This window comes from Cellulomonas endophytica (assembly GCF_004123805.1).
GTDB classification, from domain to species: Bacteria; Actinomycetota; Actinomycetes; order Actinomycetales; family Cellulomonadaceae; genus Cellulomonas; species Cellulomonas endophytica.
The window spans coordinates 19,632-38,748 of the sequence record NZ_RWJX01000020.1 but is presented as its reverse complement, the minus strand read 5'-3'; the positions used below and the strand labels follow the sequence as shown (position 1 = coordinate 38,748).

At 78.5% G+C, this 19,117-nt stretch carries 13 protein-coding genes; 8 read left to right on the top strand and 5 right to left on the bottom strand.

Features of this window, described 5'->3' with window-relative positions; genetic code table 11:
• The first annotated feature begins 53 nt into the window (after nt 1-53).
• The 3 genes from EJA20_RS08235 (at nt 54) to EJA20_RS08225 (ending at nt 5,654) form a co-directional block, all read left to right on the top strand.
• A complete protein-coding gene (locus EJA20_RS08235; protein WP_240675216.1) occupies nt 54-2,087 on the top strand; it encodes a penicillin-binding transpeptidase domain-containing protein in 2,034 nt (677 codons plus the stop codon).
• 147 nt (nt 2,088-2,234) lie between these two features.
• Nucleotides 2,235-3,812 carry an alpha-N-arabinofuranosidase gene (locus tag EJA20_RS08230; protein ID WP_129337670.1) on the top strand — a complete coding sequence of 526 codons (1,578 nt, stop codon included), beginning with the start codon at nt 2,235-2,237 and terminating at the stop codon, nt 3,810-3,812.
• A 225-nt stretch (nt 3,813-4,037) separates the two neighbouring features.
• Nucleotides 4,038-5,654: an MDR family MFS transporter gene (locus tag EJA20_RS08225; protein WP_129337669.1), complete on the top strand. Its 1,617-nt coding sequence runs from the start codon at nt 4,038-4,040 to the stop codon at nt 5,652-5,654.
• Between the two features lie 136 nt (nt 5,655-5,790).
• Here EJA20_RS08225 and EJA20_RS08220 read toward each other — a convergent pair whose 3' ends face one another.
• Both EJA20_RS08220 and EJA20_RS08215 read right to left on the bottom strand, forming a co-directional pair.
• Entirely contained in the window at nt 5,791-6,042 is a 252-nt protein-coding gene (locus tag EJA20_RS08220) for a hypothetical protein (protein ID WP_129337668.1), read from the bottom strand.
• Nucleotides 6,043-6,329: 287 nt separating this feature from the next.
• A complete protein-coding gene (locus tag EJA20_RS08215) occupies nt 6,330-7,427 on the bottom strand; it encodes a P1 family peptidase (protein WP_129337667.1) in 1,098 nt (365 codons plus the stop codon).
• A gap of 197 nt (nt 7,428-7,624) precedes the next feature.
• On the opposite strand from EJA20_RS08215, the gene EJA20_RS08210 reads away from it, so the two are divergent.
• From EJA20_RS08210 to EJA20_RS08200, 3 genes are read left to right on the top strand one after another with little or no spacing between them, the layout of a single operon-like run.
• The gene (locus tag EJA20_RS08210) at nt 7,625-7,921 is read left to right on the top strand and encodes a type II toxin-antitoxin system VapB family antitoxin (protein ID WP_129337666.1); all 297 of its coding nucleotides are present in this window, start codon (nt 7,625-7,627) and stop codon (nt 7,919-7,921) included.
• Complete coding sequence (locus EJA20_RS08205; protein ID WP_129337665.1) at nt 7,918-8,553, top strand: LytR C-terminal domain-containing protein; 636 nt, start codon at nt 7,918-7,920, stop codon at nt 8,551-8,553. The genes EJA20_RS08210 and EJA20_RS08205 overlap by 4 nt, the downstream gene beginning before the upstream one ends.
• Nucleotides 8,554-8,562: 9 nt before the next feature.
• Nucleotides 8,563-10,071 carry a glycosyltransferase 87 family protein gene (locus EJA20_RS08200; RefSeq protein WP_129337664.1) on the top strand — a complete coding sequence of 503 codons (1,509 nt, stop codon included), beginning with the start codon at nt 8,563-8,565 and terminating at the stop codon, nt 10,069-10,071.
• Here the strand turns inward: EJA20_RS08200 and EJA20_RS08195 are convergent.
• Entirely contained in the window at nt 9,983-10,927 is a 945-nt protein-coding gene (locus tag EJA20_RS08195) for an LLM class F420-dependent oxidoreductase (RefSeq protein WP_129337663.1), read from the bottom strand. The two genes, EJA20_RS08200 and EJA20_RS08195, sit on opposite strands and share 89 nt — an antisense overlap.
• Before the next feature lie 59 nt (nt 10,928-10,986).
• On the bottom strand, nt 10,987-13,008 hold the full coding sequence (locus EJA20_RS08190; RefSeq protein WP_240675215.1) for an AAA family ATPase: 2,022 nt from the start codon (nt 13,006-13,008) through the stop codon (nt 10,987-10,989).
• Between the two features lie 318 nt (nt 13,009-13,326).
• On the opposite strand from EJA20_RS08190, the gene EJA20_RS08185 reads away from it, so the two are divergent.
• Together EJA20_RS08185 and EJA20_RS08180 are read left to right on the top strand one after the other, a co-directional pair.
• Nucleotides 13,327-14,493 carry a MalY/PatB family protein gene (locus EJA20_RS08185; RefSeq protein WP_240675214.1) on the top strand — a complete coding sequence of 389 codons (1,167 nt, stop codon included), beginning with the start codon at nt 13,327-13,329 and terminating at the stop codon, nt 14,491-14,493.
• Between the two features lie 104 nt (nt 14,494-14,597).
• Nucleotides 14,598-15,731: a pyridoxamine 5'-phosphate oxidase family protein gene (locus EJA20_RS08180; RefSeq protein ID WP_129337661.1), complete on the top strand. Its 1,134-nt coding sequence runs from the start codon at nt 14,598-14,600 to the stop codon at nt 15,729-15,731.
• Here the strand turns inward: EJA20_RS08180 and EJA20_RS08175 are convergent.
• On the bottom strand, nt 15,692-19,090 hold the full coding sequence (locus EJA20_RS08175) for an ATP-binding protein (protein ID WP_129337660.1): 3,399 nt from the start codon (nt 19,088-19,090) through the stop codon (nt 15,692-15,694). The two genes, EJA20_RS08180 and EJA20_RS08175, sit on opposite strands and share 40 nt — an antisense overlap.
• Between the last annotated feature and the right edge of the window lie 27 nt (nt 19,091-19,117).

The window sequence follows — 19,117 nt, the reverse complement described above, 5'->3', positions numbered from 1 at the left end:
GACAGACGCGTGACGGACGCGGTGACGGACGCCGCGTGGCAGGGGGAGGCGACGTGGGTCGGACAGGCACGCCCGTCAGGAGGTGGGCGCCGGGCGCGCTCGCGCTGGTCCTCGTGGTCGGCGGCCTCACCGCCTGCACGCCCGACCGGCCCGCCCCGGAGGACGAGGCGGCCGACCTCGCCGCCGCGCTGACCTCGGGCACCTTCGACGCGGTCGCCCTCGCCGAGGGGGCGACGCCGCAGGCCGCGGCCGACGCCCGCGCCGCCGCGTACGCCGGCCTCGGCGACCGCGCACCCGAGGTCACCGTCGCCTCGGTCACGCCGGACCCGGAGGACGAGGACCGCGCCACGGCCGCGCTCGACGTGCGCTGGGACCTCGACGCCGCCGAGCCCTGGACGTACACCGTCCGCGCGGCCCTCGTCCGCGGCGGCGACGCGGAGGACCCCGACGCCTGGCAGGTCCGGTGGAGCCCCGCGCTGCTGGCCCCGGACCTCGTCGCGGGCGAGGAGCTCGCCACCGTGCGCGAGCCCGCCGAGCGCGGGGACGTGCTGGGCGACGGGGGCGTCGTGCTCGTCGAGGACCGTCCCGTCCAGCGGATCGGCATCGACCGCACGCTCGGCGACCCGGCCACGCAGGACGCCGACGCCCGCGCGCTGGCCGCCGCGCTGGGCCTGGATCCCGACGCCTACGCCGCCCAGGTAGCGGCCTCCGGCGAGCGCGCGTTCGTGCAGGCCATCGTCGTGCGCGAGGGCGACCCGGCCTACGACGTCGGTGCCCTCACCGCCGCGACGACCGTCCGGGCCGTCGCCGACACCCTCCCGCTCGCGCCGACCCGGGGCTTCGCGCGCGCGGTGCTCGGCACGGTCGGCGAGGCGACCGCCGAGGTGGTCGAGGCGTCGGGCGGCGCCGTCGTCGCCGGCGACCTCGCGGGCCTGTCCGGCCTGCAGGAGCGGTACGACGCCGCCCTGCGCGGCACGCCGGGGCTGGCCGTCCGCGCCCTCTCCGCCGACGGCGCCGCCGTCCGCGAGCTCTTCACGGTGCCCGCCGTCCCCGGGGCCGACCTGCGCACCACCCTGAGCGCGGACCTCCAGACGGACGCGGAGGGCGTCCTCGCGGGCGTCGAGCCGGCCAGCGCGATCGTCGCCCTGCGCGCCTCCACCGGCGAGGTGCTGGCCGCCGCGTCGGGTCCGGGCAGCGCCGGCGTGAGCACCGCGATGCTGGGGCAGTACGCCCCCGGCTCGACCTTCAAGATCGCGACCGCGCTCGGCTGGCTCCGCAGCGGCGCCACGCCGACGACCACGGTCGCCTGCCCGCCGACGACGACCGTCGAGGGCCGGACCTTCGAGAACTTCCCGGGGTACCCGGCCGCGGCCCTGGGCGACGTGCCGCTGCGCACCGCCTTCGCGCACTCGTGCAACACCGCCTTCATCGGCGCGCGGGACGCCGTGCCGCAGGCCGCGCTGGCCGGGGCGGCCGCCGCCCTCGGCCTCACGGGCCAGGGCGACCTCGGCTTCAGCGCATTCCTCGGCGACGTGCCGTCCGAGGCGACGGGGACGGACCACGCCGCGTCGATGATCGGCCAGGGACGCGTGCTGGCCTCGCCGCTGGGCATGGCTACGGTCGCCGCCTCCGTCGGACGGGGTGAGCGCGTCACGCCTCGGCTGGTGCTCGACCCGCCCGCCGCGGCACCCGACGGGCCGGACGCGACCGACGGCGACGGGGGCGGGGCGGACGCGGCGGACGCGGCGACGTCCGCCCCGACGGCCACGGGGGCACCGGCCGCGCCGAGCGCACCGGCCACGCCGGCGGCCCCGCTGACGGCGGCCGAGGCCGGCACCCTCCGCGAGCTCATGCGCGCGGTCGTCACCGAGGGCGGCGGCTCGGCGCTCGCCGACGTGCCCGGCGGGGACGTGGCCGCCAAGACCGGCACCGCCCAGTTCGGGACGGGCCCGGAGCTGCAGAACCACGCCTGGCTCGTGGCGCTGCAGGGCGACCTGGCCGTGGCGGTGTTCGTGGAGGTCGGCGAGTTCGGGTCGACGACGGCCGGCCCGCTCCTCGAGGCGTTCCTGTCCGCCGCGGCCGGCTGAGACCTGCCGGCTCGCCCGCGCTGCCGCCCGGTGGCGGAGCGAGCGGGCGCACCGCCGCGGTTGCGCCCCGGCGCCCCGCTCTGTAACGCTACACACGACCGTCGGAGCCGCCGGTCGCCTTCCTCGACGTACCTGGAGCCCTCGCCGATGACCACGACCGCCACCGCGCCCGCCGACCGCACCGCCACCCCTGCCGACCCGGGCGCCGCACCGGTCGCGCTGCGGGCCGTGGTCGACCTCGACGTGGCGGGCCCGACGATCTCCCGCCACGTGTACGGCCACTTCGCCGAGCACCTCGGCCGCTGCATCTACGGCGGCTTCTGGGTGGGCGAGGACGCGGACGTCCCGCACGAGGGCGGCATCCGGACGGACGTCGTGGAGGCGCTGCGCGCGCTCGACATCCCGAACCTGCGCTGGCCGGGCGGCTGCTTCGCCGACGAGTACCACTGGGAGGACGGCATCGGGCCGCGCGAGGAGCGCCCCCGCGTCGTCAACACCCACTGGGGCGACGTCGTGGAGAACAACCACTTCGGCACCCACGAGTTCATGGCGCTGTGCGAGCTCCTGGGCGCCGAGCCCTACGTCTCCAGCAACGTCGGCTCCGGCAGCGTCCAGGAGATGAGCGAGTGGGTCGAGTACCTCACCCGCGGCGACGACTCCCCCATGGCGCGCCGGCGCCGGGAGCACGGCCGCGACGAGCCGTGGCGCGTGAAGTTCTGGGGCATCGGGAACGAGCCCTGGGGCTGCGGCGGCAACCTGCTCGCCCCGCAGTTCGCGTCCCTGGCCCGCCAGTTCTCCACGTACGCCCGCAACCACGGCGGCAACGAGCTCTACCGGATCGTCGCGGGCGCGCGGGACGACGACTTCGACTGGACCGAGACGCTCATGAAGCAGGTGAGCACGAAGCTCGGGGACCCCGCGCCGTCCGACCTGTTCCAGGCGGTGTCGTTCCACTACTACACGGTCACGGGCACCTGGTCGGAGAAGGGCTCCGCGACCGACTTCACGACCGACGAGTACTGGACGACGATGCGCCAGGCGCTCAAGGTGCGAGAGGTGCTGGCCGGCCACGCGGCCGTCATGGACGCCTGGGACCCCACGAAGAAGGTCGGCCTCGTGCTCGACGAGTGGGGCACCTGGTGGGACGTGGAGCCCGGCACGAACCCCGGCTTCCTGTTCCAGCAGAACACGCTGCGGGACGCCCTCGTCGCGGGCGTGCACTTCGACGTCTTCCACGAGTTCGCCGACCGCCTGCGCATGGCCAACATCGCCCAGACCGTCAACGTGCTCCAGGCGATGCTGCTCACGGACGGCGAGCACCTCGTCCGGACGCCGACCTACCACGTGTTCGAGATGAACAAGGGCCACCAGGACGCCACGGCGCTCGACGTGCGCGCCGTGGGCGAGCGCTCCCGGCGCGACGTCGGCGGGACGACGATCGAGACCGTCTCGGCCTCCGCCTCCGTGAAGGACGGCCGCGTCCTCGTCTCGCTCACGCACCTGGACCCGTCCGCGCCGACGCGGGTCGAGATCGCCCTGCGGGGCGCCGCGGTCGGCACGCCGACCGGCCGGGTGCTCACGGGGGACCTCGCCGCCCACAACACGGCCGAGGCGCCCGACGCGGTCGCCCCGGTCGCCCTCGAGGGCGTGTCCGTGGTGGACGGCGTGCTCGTCGTCGAGCTGCCGCCGGCCTCGTTCGCCACGGTGGAGCTCCCGCTCGTCTGAGCAGCAGGGTCGACGACGGGCGGCGGACCCTGCGGGGGACGCCGCCCGTCGGCGTCCACGTCGGTGGCGGCACGCGTCGGCGTGACGCACGACGCGGCGGGGCGGGGAAGGGACGGGGCGCGCCGGGTGTTGCGCCCACGCACCAGGCGCAGCACCGATGAGGAAACCGTTCGACGCGTGTCGGTACGGGCGACGAGACTGGGCGACAGACCCCGAGGAGAACCCATGACCGAGCACGCCCCCGCGCCCGTGGCGCGCAGCGGACCGCCCCCGACGACCCTCTCGGCACGCGACCGGCTCGCCGTCGCGCTGCTGCTCGTCTCGACCTTCGTCGTCATCCTCAACGAGACGATCATGGGCGTGGCGCTGCCGCAGCTCATGCGCGACCTCGACATCACCGCCGGCACGGCCCAGTGGCTGACCACGGCGTTCCTGCTGACGATGGCCGTCGTCATCCCGGTGACGGGCTTCGTCATCCGCCGGCTCCCGACGCGCACGGTCTTCCTCGTCGCGATGTCGCTGTTCACCGCCGGGACCGCGATCTGCGCGCTCGCGCCGGGCTTCGTCGTGCTGCTGCTCGGCCGCATCGTCCAGGCCGGCGGCACCGCGATCATGCTGCCGCTGCTCATGACGACCGTCATGACCGTGACGCCGCCGGCGGCCCGCGGCCGGACGATGGGCAACATCTCCGTCGTCATCTCCGTCGCCCCGGCGCTCGGCCCGACGATCTCCGGCCTCATCCTCTCCGTGCTCGACTGGCGCTGGATGTTCGGGCTCGTCCTGCCGATCGCGGCGGCCGCGCTCGCCCTCGGCGCCGCGCGCATGCCGAGCGTCACGGAGCCGGAGCACGCGCGCGTCGACGTGCCGTCCATCGTGCTGTCGGCGCTGGCCTTCGGGCCGCTCGTGCACTGGCTGTCGAGCCTGGGCGAGGGCGGCGGCGGCGCGGCCGGGTGGGCGTCCCTCGTGGTCGGCACCGTCGCGCTCGTGGCCTTCGTGCTGCGCCAGCGGCGGCTGCAGCGCACGGACGACGCGCTGCTCGACCTGCGCGTCTTCGAGGCCCGCACCTTCACGGTCGGGACCGTGCTGCTCGCCGTCATGATGATGTGCCTCTTCGGGGTCATCATCCTGCTGCCGATCTACGCCCAGGACGTGCTGGGTCGCGACACCCTGACCACGGGTCTGGCGCTGCTGCCGGGCGGCCTGCTCATGGGCCTGCTGGCGCCGTTCGTCGGGCGCGCCTACGACCGCGTGGGCGCCCGCGCCCTGCTCGTGCCCGGCACGCTGCTCGTGAGCGCCGGGCTGTGGGGCATGACGCTGCTGGGGACGGGCGCGCCGCTGTGGCACCTCGTCGCGGCGCACGTGGTGCTCTCGGCCGGGCTCGCGCTGGTCTTCACCCCGCTGTTCACGTCCTCGCTCGGCGACCTGCCGGCGCACCGGTACTCCTCGGGCAGCGCCGTCATCTCGACCGCCCAGCAGGTCGCGGGCGCGGCCGGGACGGCCCTGTTCGTCACGGTGCTCGGGGCGCGGTCGGCCGGGCTCGCGGCGGCCGGCGGGGACGAGGTGACCTCCCTCGCGGGCGGCGTCCACAGCGCCCTCCTCGTGGGGGCCGCGATCTCGCTGCTCGCGGTGCCGGTCGCCCTCCTCGTCCGCGGCGTGCCGGGTGCCGGTGCGCACGGCGGCGAGCACGGCGCGCCGGTCACCCTCCCCGCGGAGGCGGACGGCACGGCGGACCCGGTGGACGCGACCGAGGCCGTCGCCCGCACCTCCGCGGGCGGTGACCCCGCCGCGGCACCGGTCGCCGGGCCGGACGCGCGCACGCCGGAGGTCAGCGGCCGCCACTGAGCGCCCACGACCACCACGACGAGAGGCCGGTCCCCCGGGGGCCGGCCTCTCGTCGTGCGGCGGGGAGAACTCCTCGTCGGAGGCGCACCGGACACGGAGGGGTCACCTCGCGCGAGGCGTCCGCGCGGGTTCGTCGCTACCCGCCCGGCGTCTGCTCCAGGGTGACCCGCGTGCTGCGCACCCAGGGCGCCAGCTCCTGGGCCATGTCCCGCAGCACCTCCGCGAGCTCGACGAGCTCGTGGTCGGCCGGGTAGCCCGCGCCGGCGGGCACGTCGAGCACCACCGTCACCGCGCGGCCGGCCGCCGGGGGCGCGGCGGGGACCCGCCGCGCGGGGACGCGGCGGAGCGGGTCGCGCGGCGCGGGACGACGAGGGGCGGGGACGGTCACGGAGGGCTCCGGGGGACGGGAGGGGGCCGCGGGAGGCGGCGGGGCTGTCCGGTGGTTCGCGGTGCTTCAGCGATACCGATGACAGCGCGTCCCGGAGGCCACGGGGGCCGGCGCGACGGACGTCCAGGGCGCACGACGACCACCGAAGGCGGTGGTCGTCCCGGTGCGCACGGGGCGATCATGCCCCTCGGGCCCGGCCCTGCCAACCCGTTTCCCACCCTGCGGCCGCTCCCGGCGGCCCGGCGGTCACGCCCGCGGGGGCGCCGACCCGCGGCCGGGGGTCCGGGTCAGACGCGGTGCCCGGCGGGCGGCGCCCACACGGGCAGGTCGACGGCGGCCGTCCGGACGGCGGTCGCGCTGCGCACGCCGTCGCGCACGGCGGCCTCGAGGGCGTGGGCTGCGGCCGCCTGGAGCGCGACGAGGGCGCCCACCCGTCCCGGGCGGTCCGCCGGGAGCGGCACGGCACCGGTCGCGAGGGCGAACACGGTGTCCCCGTCGACGAGCGTGTGCACGGGGTCGAGGGCCCGGGCGAGCCCGCCGTGCGCGGCCGTCGCCGTCCGTGAGGTCTCGGCGGGGTCGAGGAGCGCGTCGGTGACGACGCACGCGATCGTCGTGCTCAGGGGCGCCCTCCCGGGGTCGGTCGCGGCCCCGCCGCCGGCGCCCGGCGCCGCGAGGGCACGGGGCGCGTCGCGGGCGCCGGACCCCTCGGGCGGCTCCGCGCCCGTGCCCGCCGGGCCGTCGGCGCCGGGCAGGAGCAGCGGCAGGGGCGCCCCCGCGGCGTTCACCACGGCGATCGCCCCGACGACGACCTCGGTGCCGGCGCCCTCGTCGGGACCCGCCCCCTCGGCGGCGGGCAGCCGCACGCGCACGGACGCGGTGCCGACGCCGCCCTTGGCCCGCTGGCCGTCGACCGCCGCCCCCGTCCCGGCGCCGACCGTGCCGCGCGCCACGGGCCCGTGCTCGGGCTGCGCGGCGGCCGCGACGGCGGCGGCGTGGCCCATCGCCTCGTCGGGGTGCGCGTCGAAGCGCCCGCCGCGGCCGAGGTCGAAGACGGCCGCCGCCGGCACGATCGGCACGACCTCGTGCTCGCCGGCGCCCACGCGGAAGCCGCGGCCGTGCGCGGCGCACCAGCGCTGCACGCCGTGGGCGGTGACGAGGCCGAAGGCGCTGCCGCCGGTGAGGACGACCGCGTCGACGGTCGCCACGAGGGTGCGCGGGTCCAGGGCGTCCGTCTCGTGCGTGCCGGGCCCGCCGCCCCGCACGTCCACGCCCCCGACCGTCCCGGGCGGCGGCAGCACGACCGTCACCCCCGTGAGCCACCCGTCGTCCGTGCGCTGCACCTGCCCGACGCGCACGCCGGCGACGTCCGTCACCGACCCCGTCACCGGACCTCCTCCGTCGTCCACCACGACCCCTCCCCTCGTCGCCCGACCGCCGTCCCACCCGCAGCACCGCCGGCAGCACCGCCGGCAGCACCGCGCGGCCGCCGCCGGGAGCACGGACGGGTGGCCGCACGTGCACGTCTCGTGCAGACGGTGCCAGGTCGGCCCGCCGGGCACGAGGCGTTCCCTACACTCGGCGCGTGATCTTCAAGGCGGTGGGCGACGGGCGCCCGTACCCGGACCACGGCCTGGAGACGGCCAAGCAGTGGGCCGCGGTCGCCCCCCGGCAGGTGCGGCTCGACGAGCTCGTCACCACCAAGCGCACCCTCGACCTCGACGCCCTGCTGTCGGAGGACTCCACGTTCTACGGCGACCTGTTCGCCCACGTCGTGCAGTACCGGGGCACGCTCTACCTCGAGGACGGCCTGCACCGCGCCGTGCGCGCCGCCCTCCAGCAGCGCCCCGTGCTCCACGCCCGGGTCCTGGTGCTGCCGTGAGCGCCCCCGCCCCGGCCCCCGACCGCGCCCGCCAGCTGCGCCGCCGGCACCGGCACGAGCGCCAGGCCGTCGTCTTCGGCGTGCTGCTCGCGGTGCTGGCCGTCGCCGGCCTCGGCTCGGCCGCGGTGTACACGGGCGCGCTGTCCATGTCGTTCCTCGACCGCCCCTTCAGCACGCCGTCGGCCGCCCCGACGGAGGCCGCCGCCGCGGTGGCGTGCCCGCCGCAGGGCGCGCTCCCGGTGCCCTACGGGCAGATCCAGGTGAACGTCTACAACGGCACCGGCCGCGCCGGCCTGGCCGCCGCCACCGCCGCGGAGCTGGCGGGCCGGGGCTTCGCCGTCGCCTCCACCGGCAACAGCGACTCCTACGCCGGCACCGCGCGCGTGACCGCCGGCGCCTCGGGCGTCGCCGCCGCGTACACGCTCGCCGCCCAGGTGCAGGACGCCGTCGTGGTCCTGGACGCCCGGGCCGACGCCACGGTCGACCTCGCCCTCGGCGGCGCCTTCGGCGCGCTGGTGGACCCGGCCGCCATCACGCTCGTCGCGGACCAGCCCCTCGTCGGGCCGGAGGGCTGCGTCCCGCTCGAGGAGGTCCTCGCGGGCGCGGCCCCCACCACGCCCCCGGCGGGCTGAGGCGTCGCCGTGGCCGGGTCGCGCCTCCGCGCGCTCGCCGTCCGGGCACGGTCGGACCGCCGGGCGCTGTGGGTCGCGTTCGCGCTGGTGCACGCCGCGCTGCTCGTCGTGGGGGTCCTCCTCGTGCCCGACCGGGCCTTCTGGGACCTCGGCCTGTACCGGTGGTGGGTGGGCCAGGGCCTGGCCGACGGGCGCTGGCCGGTGCTCGACGACCCCTGGGTGTACCCCGCGGGAGCGCTCGTCCCGATGCTGCTCGCCGCCGTGGGCGGGACGGCCGGCGGCCCCGGCTACGCCCTCGCCTGGTCCCTGCTCGTCACCGCGCTCGACGCGGCCGCGCTCGCGCTGCTGCTGCGCGACCCCGCCCGCGGGCACCCGCTGGCCGGTCACGCGGGTCCGCGGTGGCACCCGAGCCCGGCCGGCGCCTGGTGGTGGGTGGCGTTCGTCGCCGCGCTCGGGCCCGTGGCGATGGGCCGGCTCGACGCCGTGGTCGCGCCGCTGACCGTCGTCGCGCTCGTGCTGGCCGCGCGGCGCCCCGGGGTCGCGGCCGCCCTGCTCACCGCGGGCGCGTGGGTCAAGGTCACGCCCGGGGCGCTGCTGCTGCCGCTCGTGCTGGCCGTCCGCCGGCCCGGGGCGCGGGTCGTGGCGCCCGCCGCGGCGGTCTGCGCGGTCGTCGTCGGCGCCGTCGCGGTGCTCGGCGGGCCCGGCGGCCTGGGCCGGATCGCGACCTTCCTCGACGCCCAGGACGGGCGCGACCTGCAGCTCGAGGCGGTCGTCACCACGCCGTGGGTCCTGCTCGGGCTCGTGAGCCCGGCCGTGCGGCGGGTCTACGACGGCGAGATCGTCACCTGGGAGGTCGACGGGCCGGGCACGGCGGTGGCGTCCGCCGTCATGGACCTGGCGCTGGTGGCCGGCGTCGCGCTCGCCGCCGGGCTCCTGCTCCTCGCGCGACGACGGGCGGGCGCGGCGTTCCGCACGCGGGTGGTGCGCCTGGCGTTCGTCGTGCGCGGGGCGATGCTGCTGTCGCTGCTGCTCGTCGTGGCGAACAAGGTCGGCTCCCCGCAGTACGTGGGGTGGCTGGCGGCGCCGGTGGTCGTCGCGCTCACCGTCGGGCTGCCGGGATGGGGCCGGACGGCCGGCCTCGCGCTGGTCACGGCGGCGGCCACGCAGGTCGTCTTCCCGTGGACCTACGCGGCGCTCACGGAGGGGGCACCGCTGCCGACGCTGCTCCTGGCCGTGCGCAACGCGCTCCTCGTCGCGCTCCTCGTCGAGACCGTCCGCCGCCTGCTCGCCGAGGCCCGGGCCGCGGCGGCCGGCGCGTGGCCGGCCGCCGCGGCGCAGGACGAGCGGGACGGGGATCGGGACGACGAGCGGCCCGGCCCCGGGGACCCGGCCGGGGCCGACGCCGATGCCGATGCCGATGCCGATGCCGTCAGCGCAGCGCGGGCGCGACCTCCTGCGCGACGAGCTCGAGGTGGTCGAGGTCGTCCAGGTCCAGCACCTGCAGGTACGTCCGGGTGATGCCCTGGGCGGCGAGGGCGCCGAGGCGGTCGACGACCTCCTGCGGCGTGCCGGCCAGCCCGTGCTCGCGCAGCTCGGCCGGCTCCCGGCCGATGGCCGCCGCGCGCCGCGCGAACTCGGCCTCGTCGCGCCCGACGCACAGCACGAGCGCGACGGAGCTGACGAGCGTGGCCGGGTCCCGCCCGACGTCCTCGCAGGCCCGCCGCACGCCGGCGAGCTTCTCCTCGACGACCCCGAGGTCGGGGAACGACAGGTTGAACTCCGCGGCGAACCGGGCCGCGAGGGCCGGGGTCCGCCTCGGCCCGAGGCCGCCGACGATCACCGGGACGCCCGCGCGCGAGGGGTCGAGGGGCGAGGCCTGCACGGGCTTGGGCAGCGCCGGGGAGTCCTCCAGCACGTAGTGCTGCCCCGCGTAGGAGAAGCGCTCCCCGACGGGCGTGCCCCACAGCCCCGTGACGACCTCGAGCTGCTCCGTCAGCGGGCCGAACCGCTTCTCGGGGAACGGGATGCCGTAGGCGCGGTGCTCCGCCTCGAACCAGCCGGCGCCGAGGCCGAGCTCCACCCGGCCGCCCGACATCTGGTCGACCTGCGCCACCTGGACCGCGAGCACGCCGGGGTGGCGGAACGTCGCCGACGAGACGAGGGTCCCGAGCCGGATGCGGGAGGTCTCGCGGGCGAGCCCGGCGAGCGTCGTCCAGGCGTCGGTGGGGCCGGGCAGGCCGTCGCCGCCCATGGCCAGGTAGTGGTCGGAGCGGAAGAACGCGTCGAAGCCGAGGCGCTCCGTGGCCTGGGCCACGGCGAGGAGGGTGTCGTACGTCGCGCCCTGCTGGGGCTCGGTGAAGATGCGCAGCTGCATGCGACAAGCCTGGCACGCGACGGCGGGCGGTCGCGTGCCGGGCCCGCCAGGAGGAGACCTCAGAGCAGGCCGAGCGGCTCGACGGCCCCGACCCCCGCGGCGTGCGCGCGGCGCGCCTCCTCCAGCACGTCGGTGATCTCCGCCCCGACGAGCTCGTGCCGCTCCAGCAGCGCGTCGCGCAGCGCCTCGACGAGGTGCCGGTGCGAGGCCAGCAGCCGGCGGACCGCGACCCGCGCCTCCTGCAGCACCCCCTCCACCTGCGCCCGGGCCTGCGCGTCGGCGAGCACCGCCGGCACGAGGTCGCCGCCGGTCGCGAGGAACGACACGAGCGAGCCCGTCATGCCCGCGGCGCCGACCATCTCGCAGGCCGTGCGCGTGGCGGAGGCGAGGTCCCCGGCCGGGCCGGTGCTCGTCTCGCCGAAGAAGAGCTCCTCGGCGACCCAGCCGCCCAGCGCGATCTGCACGAGGGCGCGCAGGTCGCCGCTGGACCGGGTCCAGACCTCCTCGCAGTCGTCGTGGGCGAGCAGGCCGAGGGCCCGGCCGCGCTTGACGATGGTGAGCACCTCGAGGGTGCGGTGCGGGGCGGCGAGCCAGGCCGTGACGGCGTGCCCGGCCTCGTGCGTGGCGATGAGCCGCTGCTCGGCGGCCGTGTAGGTGACGGGGTGCCCCAGGCCGACGAGCTCCGTCAGCCGCGCGGCCTCCACGTCGGCGGCCGACATCCGGCGCGCCCCCCGGCGCAGCGCGTGCACGAGCGCCTCGTCGAGCAGGTGCTCGACCATGACCGGCGTCCACCCGTTCGTGGCCGCGGCGACCCGGTCGCGGGCACGGGGTGCGTCGAGCGAGGCGTCGTGCGCACGGGTCGCCAGGAAGTGGTCGACGAGGGCGCGGCGCCCCCGGGCGTCCGGCGGGTCGAAGGTGAGGCGGCGGTCGAAGCGCCCGGGCCGCAGCAGCGCGGGGTCGAGGGAGTCGGCGCGGTTCGTCGCGGCGATGAGGAGCACGGGCACCCGGACCGGCCGGCGCAGGCGCAGCTGGCGGTGGGCCGGCAGGAACCGGTTGGCGACGCCCAGGACCGCGTTGACGAGGCGGTCGGTGCGCGTCGGCTCGTCGAAGGACTGCATCTGGACGAGCAGCTCGTTCACCACGCCGCCCGTCCCCTCGCTGACGACCCGCTCCACGCGGGTGCCGCCGCCGAGCGCGGAGGCCCAGCCCCCCACGCCGCCGACCGCGGGCGCGCCGCCGGCCGCCGGTGCGCCGACGCCCACCCCGCCCCGGGCGAGGGCGATCGCGTCGATCTCCTCGATGAAGCCGATCGCCCCGCCCTCGGCGCGGGCCGCGGCCCGCAGCGCCCGGAAGTACGCGCGGATCTTCTTCGCGGTGGCGCCGTAGTACATGGACTGGAACGCGGTGGCGGAGACGTAGAGGAAGGGCACGCCGGCCTCGGCCGCCATCGCCTTCGCGGTCATGGTCTTGCCCGTGCCGGGCGGGCCCTCGAAGAGCAGGCCGCGCCGCGGCGTGCCGCCCATCTCCTGCGCGAACTGCCGGTGCGCGTGGAAGAGGTCGAGCGAGCGGCGCACGTCCTCCGTCACCGGGTCGATGCCGATGACGTCGTCGAGGCGGACGTCGACCTGCTCGGGCCGGTACGTCACGTGCGGCGAGCGCGACGAGCCCAGCTGCGTCGCGACGAGCACCCCGAGGAGGGCGACGAAGAACAGCACCGGCGTGAGCACGAGGGGGTCCACGGACGGCAGCGGCGGGAGCACGGGCTCGCCGCGCAGCTGACGGGCGAGCACCCACACCTCGGCGGCGAGGACGAGCGCCGCCAGCCGGTACACGCGACGACGGCGCAGGCGCTCGCGGTCCGCGGCCACGTCGTGCGGGCCCAGGTGCGGGTGGGCCGCCGCGAAGGTGCCCGGGCGCGCGGCGGTGGCGTCGCCGTCGGGCAGCCGGCGGTCGTCGGCGCCGGCGCCCCGGAGCACGTCGACGGGTGCGGACGGGCCGGCGGAGGGACCAGCGGCCGGCGGGGCGTCCGAGGTGGCCCCCGGGGGCCCGACGGGTCGGGGGCGGGCGGGGCTCTCCGGCACGGGCGCGTCCTCTCGTCGTCGGCCGGCGGCCCCCGCGCGGGACGGGGTGCGACGGCCGGTCGGGCCGATGCTCGACCCCGGGACGCAGACCGGGCAAGACCGGACGGACAGGATCATCCGGCCGGGTGCGCCCCCGTGCAGCAGGCGGGTGACGCGGTCACGTCTTCGACCGGCGGCTGTGACCGACGGCGCCGCGCCCGGCGGCCGGCAGGCGGGGGCGGCACCGCCGCACCTCGTCGGGACGTCGTCGGGACGTCGCCGGGACGTCGCCGGGACGTCGCCGGGACGTCGTCGGATGTCGGTGGGACCATCGACCGGGTGAGCACGGACCTCCTCGACCAGCTGACCCTGCCCGAGCTGCGCCGCCGCACGAGCGAGAAGTGGCGTCGCTTCGGCGACGACGTGCTGCCGCTCTGGGTCGCCGAGATGGACGTGCCGCTGGCCGGGCCGGTCCACCGGGCGCTCGTCGAGGCGCTCGACCGGGGGGACACGGGGTACCCCGCGGGAGAGGGGTACGCGGACGCGCTCGCCGCGTTCGCCGCGCAGCGGTGGGGGTGGGACGGCCTCGAGCCGTCGCGCACCCTCCTCGTCGCCGACGTGATGACGGGCATCACCGAGGTGCTCGCGGCCGTGACGGAGCCGGGCTCGCCGGTGGTCGTCTCGAGCCCGGTGTACCCGCCGTTCCACGCCGTCGTGGCGCACACCGGGCGGCGGGTCGTCGAGGCCCCGCTCGGGGAGGACGGCCGCCTGGACCTGCGGCGCCTCGAGGCGGTGTTCGCCGCGACCGCCGCGGAGTCCCGCCCGGCGGCGTACCTGCTCTGCAACCCGCACAACCCGACGGGCACCGTCCCGACCCCCGAGGAGCTGACCGCCCTGGCCGCGCTCGCCGCGCGGTACGGCGTCCGGGTCGTCTCCGACGAGATCCACGCGCCCCTGGTCCTGCCCGGCGCGACGTTCACGCCGTACCTGTCCGTGCCGGGGACGGGGAGCGCCTTCGCGCTCCTGTCCGCGTCGAAGGGGTGGAACCTCGCCGGCCTCAAGGCGGCGGTGCTGGTCGGGGGCCCGGAGACCGCCGGCACGCTCGCGACCTTCCCCGAGGTCGTCGCCGCGGGGGCGAGCCACCTCGGCGTCCTCGCGCACACCGCCGCGCTGCGGGAGGGCGGTGGCTGGCTCGACGAGCTGCTCGTCGCGCTCGACGCCCGCCGCACCCTGGTCGGCGAGCTGCTGGCCGCCCACCTGCCGGCCGCCGGGTACCGGGCGCCGGAGGGCACCTACCTGGCCTGGCTCGACCTGCGCGCCTACGACCTGCCCGACGACGAGGACCCCGCGGACGCCCTCCGGGGACGGACGGGTGTCGCGCTCACGAGCGGCGTCCCGTTCGGCACGGGCGGCGCCGGGCACGTGCGGCTGAACTTCGCCGCGGGGCGCGCGACGCTCGTCGACGCGGTCGAGCGGCTGGCGAAGGGCCTGCACGAGCGCGGCTGACGCCGGCCGGAAGCGGGCCGTCAGCCGGCGGCAAGCGGGAGCCGCGAGCCTCGGGGCGCCCTGCTGCCGGACCGCGCCGCGGTCCCCGCCCGAGAGGTCCCGCGATGACCGCACCCCGCCCCGCCGCCCCCGACGTCCGCCGCCCCGGGGACGCACCCGCCCCCGAGCAGGGGCCGCTGCCCGGGGGCTGGCGTCCCGACGGCCTCGTCGACGGGCGCCTCTCCCCCGTCGCGGCCGACGCGGTGCGCACCTACGCCACGACGGAGCTGGCCACCGTCGGCCGCTCGGGCGTCCCGGTGGCCTGGCCGGTGGTGACGCTGCTCGACGAGGCGGCGGGCACGCTCACCCTCACGACCTCGGTCGCGTTCCCCGTCAAGGCCCTCAACGTCCGCCGGGACCCGCGGGTGAGCCTGCTGTTCTCCGAGCCGACGGGCACGGGCGGCCCCGCCCTGCCGCACGTGCTCGTCCGCGGGCGGGCGACCTGCCCGGACGTGCTCCGCGTCGACCCCGCCGGCCTCGAGCCCTACTGGGAGCGGATCTACCGCCTGCAGCCCTCCGGCGCGTCGTACCTGCAGGGACCGCTCCTGCCACGGGTGATGGACTGGTACTGGTTCCGGCTGGTGCTCACCGTCGTCCCCGACGAGGTGCTCCTGCGCCCCGCCGACGCCGTCCCCGACCTCTCCCCCGACCCCGCCCCCGGCGTCACCGCCCCGGCGCGCGGCGGGGACCCGCTCGCGCGGTTCCGACGCGTGGCCGCGGACCTGCCCTCGGCCGTGCTCTCGTGGGTCGGCGACGACGCGGTGCCGCGGCAGGCGCGGGTGCGGCTGGCCGGCACCGCGCCCGGCACCGCGCCCGGCACCGCGCCCGGCACCGCGCCCCGCACCGCGGCCGGCACCGCCGGCGAGGGCGGGGACGTGCTGCGGGTGCTCGCGGCCCCGGGCGAGCCCCTCGTCGCCGGGCCCGCGAGCGTGCTGGTGCACACCCACGACGACCGGCTCGACGCCCAGCGGACCGCCGGCGCCGCCGGACGCCTCGTGCCGGACGCCGACGGCTGGGCCTTCACCCCGGAGCGGTCGCTCGGCGGGTTCGGCGGCGAGAGCCCGGTCGCCGCGGCGCGCACGCTGCTGGGGGCCCGCCGCGCCGCCGGGCGCTACCTCGACCGCCGCGGCTGGGCCCGTCCCGCCGTGCCCGTCGCGGCCTACCGGACGCTCGCGCGGGCCGCCGGCGCGTCCCGCTGACCGCTCCCGGCCGGGTCGATCCCAGCCGGGTCGATGCTCGCCAGGTCACCGCCGGCCAGGTCACCGCCGGCCAGGTCACCCCCGGCCAGGAGGCGCTCCTCGAGCGCGGCGGCGGTCGCGGGCACGGGCACCAGCCCGGTGCGCCGGGCCGTCGCGGTGGCCCGGGCCAGGTGGGCCCTCACCGCCGCCGCGCCGGCGCCCGTCGCGGCCGCCACCCGGGCCCGGGCGAGGTCGAGGTACGGCAGCGCGAAGCGCTCGCCCGTCGCGGCGACCCGTGCCGCGCCCTCGTCGAGCACCCGGGCGGCGTCCGCCGTCCGCCCGGCGAGGAGGAGGGCGTCGACGTGCAGCCCGACGAAGACGCCCCAGCACGTCACCGCGCCGGACGCGCGGTAGCGGCGCAGGCCGTCCTCGAGCTGCGCGAGGCCGCCGGCGACGTCGCCCCGCCGCGCCCGTCCCCACCCCTCGTAGGCCGCGCACCCGGAGGAGAAGAACTCGAACAGGCCGCGGCTGTCGGCGTCCAGGCCGCGGCGCGCCCAGGCCGTCGCGCGGTCGGGGTCGTCGGCGCAGGCCCCCGCGAAGGCGCCGAAGTTCGCCAGGACGAGCATCTCGTACCGGTCGCGCACGCGGCCGGCGAGCCGCTCGAACCGCTCGTCGCCGTCCCGCACGAGGCCCGCGAGCTCGAGCAGGTAGACGGCGAACGGCGCCACGAGCCCGCCGCCCTGGTCCGCCACGCGGTCCTCCTCGCCCGGCGCGAGGGCGTCGAGCAGCGCCTCCACCCGCACGGACGCCGCCCCGGCCTCCGTGACGCGCCCCTCGTGCCAGGCCTGCACCGCGCCCGCGCTGGTGCCGCAGACGCGCAGCACCGGGTCGCCGGAGCCGTCGCCCACCGCGCGCATCTCCGCCGCCACCGGCGCCGCCTCGCGGACGCGGCCGGCGGTGCACAGCGCGCCCCAGTGCACGTGCAGGAGGGACAGGTACAGGTCGGGCCTCCCCGACCGGCGGGCGAGGTCCTTCGCGCGCGGCAGCACGTCCCCCGCCGAGGCCGCGCCGAACCCGAAGCGGGCCGTGCGCAGGTGGAGCAGCCGGACGAGGGTGCCCAGCTCCGCCTCGTCGCCCTCGGGGCCGGCCTCGGCCGTCCGGCGCAGCGCCAGGGCCCGCTCGAGCTGGGACTGCGCCGCCTCGTAGGCCGTGCGCCGCAGCGCGACCTCCGCCGCCTCCTCCAGCGCCTGCGCCGCCCGCGCCGCGCCGACGAGGGGGGCCGCCTGCCAGAGGTGGTCGGCGACGACCTGGGCCGCGTCCTCCCACCCGACGGTGGCGCGCAGCGCGTCGGCGACCCGCACGTGCCAGCGCGCCGCCCGCACGGACGGCAGGTCGGCCAGCGCGGCCTCCCGCACGAGGGCGTGCGCGAACCGGTGCCGGCCGGGGCTCTCCACCACGGGCACGAGCACCCGGGCCGCCACCGCCGGCTCCAGCCGGTCGAGGCAGGTGTCGAGGTCGACCCCCGCCGCCCGCACGAGCAGGGCGAGGTCGACCTCGCGCCCGGCGACGGCGGCCACCTCGAGCAGCCGCCGGGTCTCCTCCGGCAGCACGGACAGCCGCGAGCGCACCACGTCCCGCACCCCGGCGGGCACCTCCGCGCGGTCGACGGCGGCGGGGTCGTCGAGCCGGCCGGTCCCCGCGAGCAGCCGGGTGAGCTCGGCGACGAAGAACGGGTTGCCCTCCGCGCGCCGGTGCACGGCGGCCGCGACCGCGGGCGGCACGGCGTCGCCCGCGGCGGCGTCCGCGAGGGTCGCGGTGGCGGTCGCGGTCATCCCCGCCAGGTGCAGCCGCAGCCCGGAGCGCCGCACGACCGCCCCGACCGCGCGCACGACGGCGTCGTCCCGGCCCAGCTCGAGCTCGCGCAGGGTGGCGACGACGAGCACGGGGGCGTCGTGCAGCCGCACCGCGAGGTGCTCGAGCAGCTCGGCCGAGGCCGGGTCGGCCCAGTGCAGGTCCTCCAGGAGCAGCACGACCGGCCGGCCGCGGGCGGCGTCGCGCAGCACGTCGACGGCGGCCTGGAGCACGCCGAAGCGCCGGTCCTCCCGCGGTGCGGCCACGCCCGGGTCGCCGGGGGCCGCGGGGCCGCCGAGCAGCGGGGCGAGCGCGGGCGGCGGGTCCGGCACGAGCCCGGCGGCCACGACCGCGCGCAGCACCTCCAGCCACGGCCAGTAGTCGGGGGCGGTCCCGGGCTCGGAGCACCGCCCCCACGCGACGGCCGCCACCGGCGCGCACGTGCGGGCCAGCTCCTCGAGCAGGCGCGTCTTGCCGATGCCGGGGTCGCCCTCGACGAGCACGAAGGTCGCGGTCCCGGCCAGGGCCGCGGCCGCCGCGCCCCGGAGCCGGCCGAGCTCCACGTCCCGCCCGACGAAGGGCACGGCACCGGAGGTGCCGGCGGCCGAGGGCCGGTCCCCCGCCCGCCGGGCCGGGTGCCCGCCCGGCTCGGTCGGCGGGACCGGCGCGACCGGCGCGGGGAGCGCGGGCGCGGTGGGCGGTGGGAACACGGCGGCGGGGGCCGGGTCGGCGGCCCTCGGCCCGCCGCCGACGGACCCGGCCGTCGGCGGCGGCTGGTGGCGCAGCAGCGCGGTCTCCAGCCCCTGCGTCTCCGGCGAGAGGTCGACGCCGAGCTCCTCGTCGAGCGCCCGCCGCAGCCGTCGCAGGGCCGCGAGGGCGTCGCCCTGCCGCCCGGCCCGGTAGAGGGCCACCGCCTGCAGCCGGGCGGGCCGCTCGCGCAAGGGGTGCGCGACGACGACCCCCTCGAGCAGCCCGAGCGCCTCCGCCGTCCGCCCGAGCGCGAGGAGGGCCTCCACGTGCGTCTCGTCGCAGGCCGTGCGCACCTCCCGCAGCCGGGCGACCTCGGCCGTGACGGGGTCGACGTCGGGGGCGCCGGCGTAGGGGTCCCCCTGCCACAGCGCCCGCGCCTCCAGGGTCGTGGCGAGGGCGGCCGCCGGGTCGTCCGTCAGCACCTCCTGCGCGCGGAGCGCCGCGGCGACGAAGCGCTCCGCGTCCACGGCGTCGGGGGTCAGCGGCAGCGCGTAGCCCGTGGCGCGGCTGACGAGCACCCGCGGCGGCTCCCCGGCGGCCCGCCCGGGCTCGAGCGCGCGGCGCAGGTGCGAGACGGCGACCTGCAGCGACCCGAGCGCCCCCGGCCCCGCGGCGCCGCCCCACAGCGCGTCGACGAGCCGGTCCGCCGGCACCACGGCCCCGTGCGCGGCGAGGAGCACGGCCAGCACGGCCCGCTCCCGGCGGCCCGCGACGGGCACGTCGACGCCCCCGACCGTGACGCCGACCCGGCCGAGGACGGTGCAGCCGACCGCGCCCACCCGCGGAGGCTAGACCCGCCCGCCGAC

What these genes read in the sequence shown, in the direction of transcription:
- EJA20_RS08230 (WP_129337670.1), top strand. Translation starts at nt 2,235, where the DNA reads ATGACCACGACCGCCACCGCGCCCGCCGACCGCACCGCCACCCCTGCC.
- EJA20_RS08225 (WP_129337669.1), top strand. Translation starts at nt 4,038, where the DNA reads ATGACCGAGCACGCCCCCGCGCCCGTGGCGCGCAGCGGACCGCCCCCG.
- EJA20_RS08195 (WP_129337663.1), bottom strand. Translation starts at nt 10,927, where the DNA reads ATGCAGCTGCGCATCTTCACCGAGCCCCAGCAGGGCGCGACGTACGAC.
- EJA20_RS08180 (WP_129337661.1), top strand. Translation starts at nt 14,598, where the DNA reads ATGACCGCACCCCGCCCCGCCGCCCCCGACGTCCGCCGCCCCGGGGAC.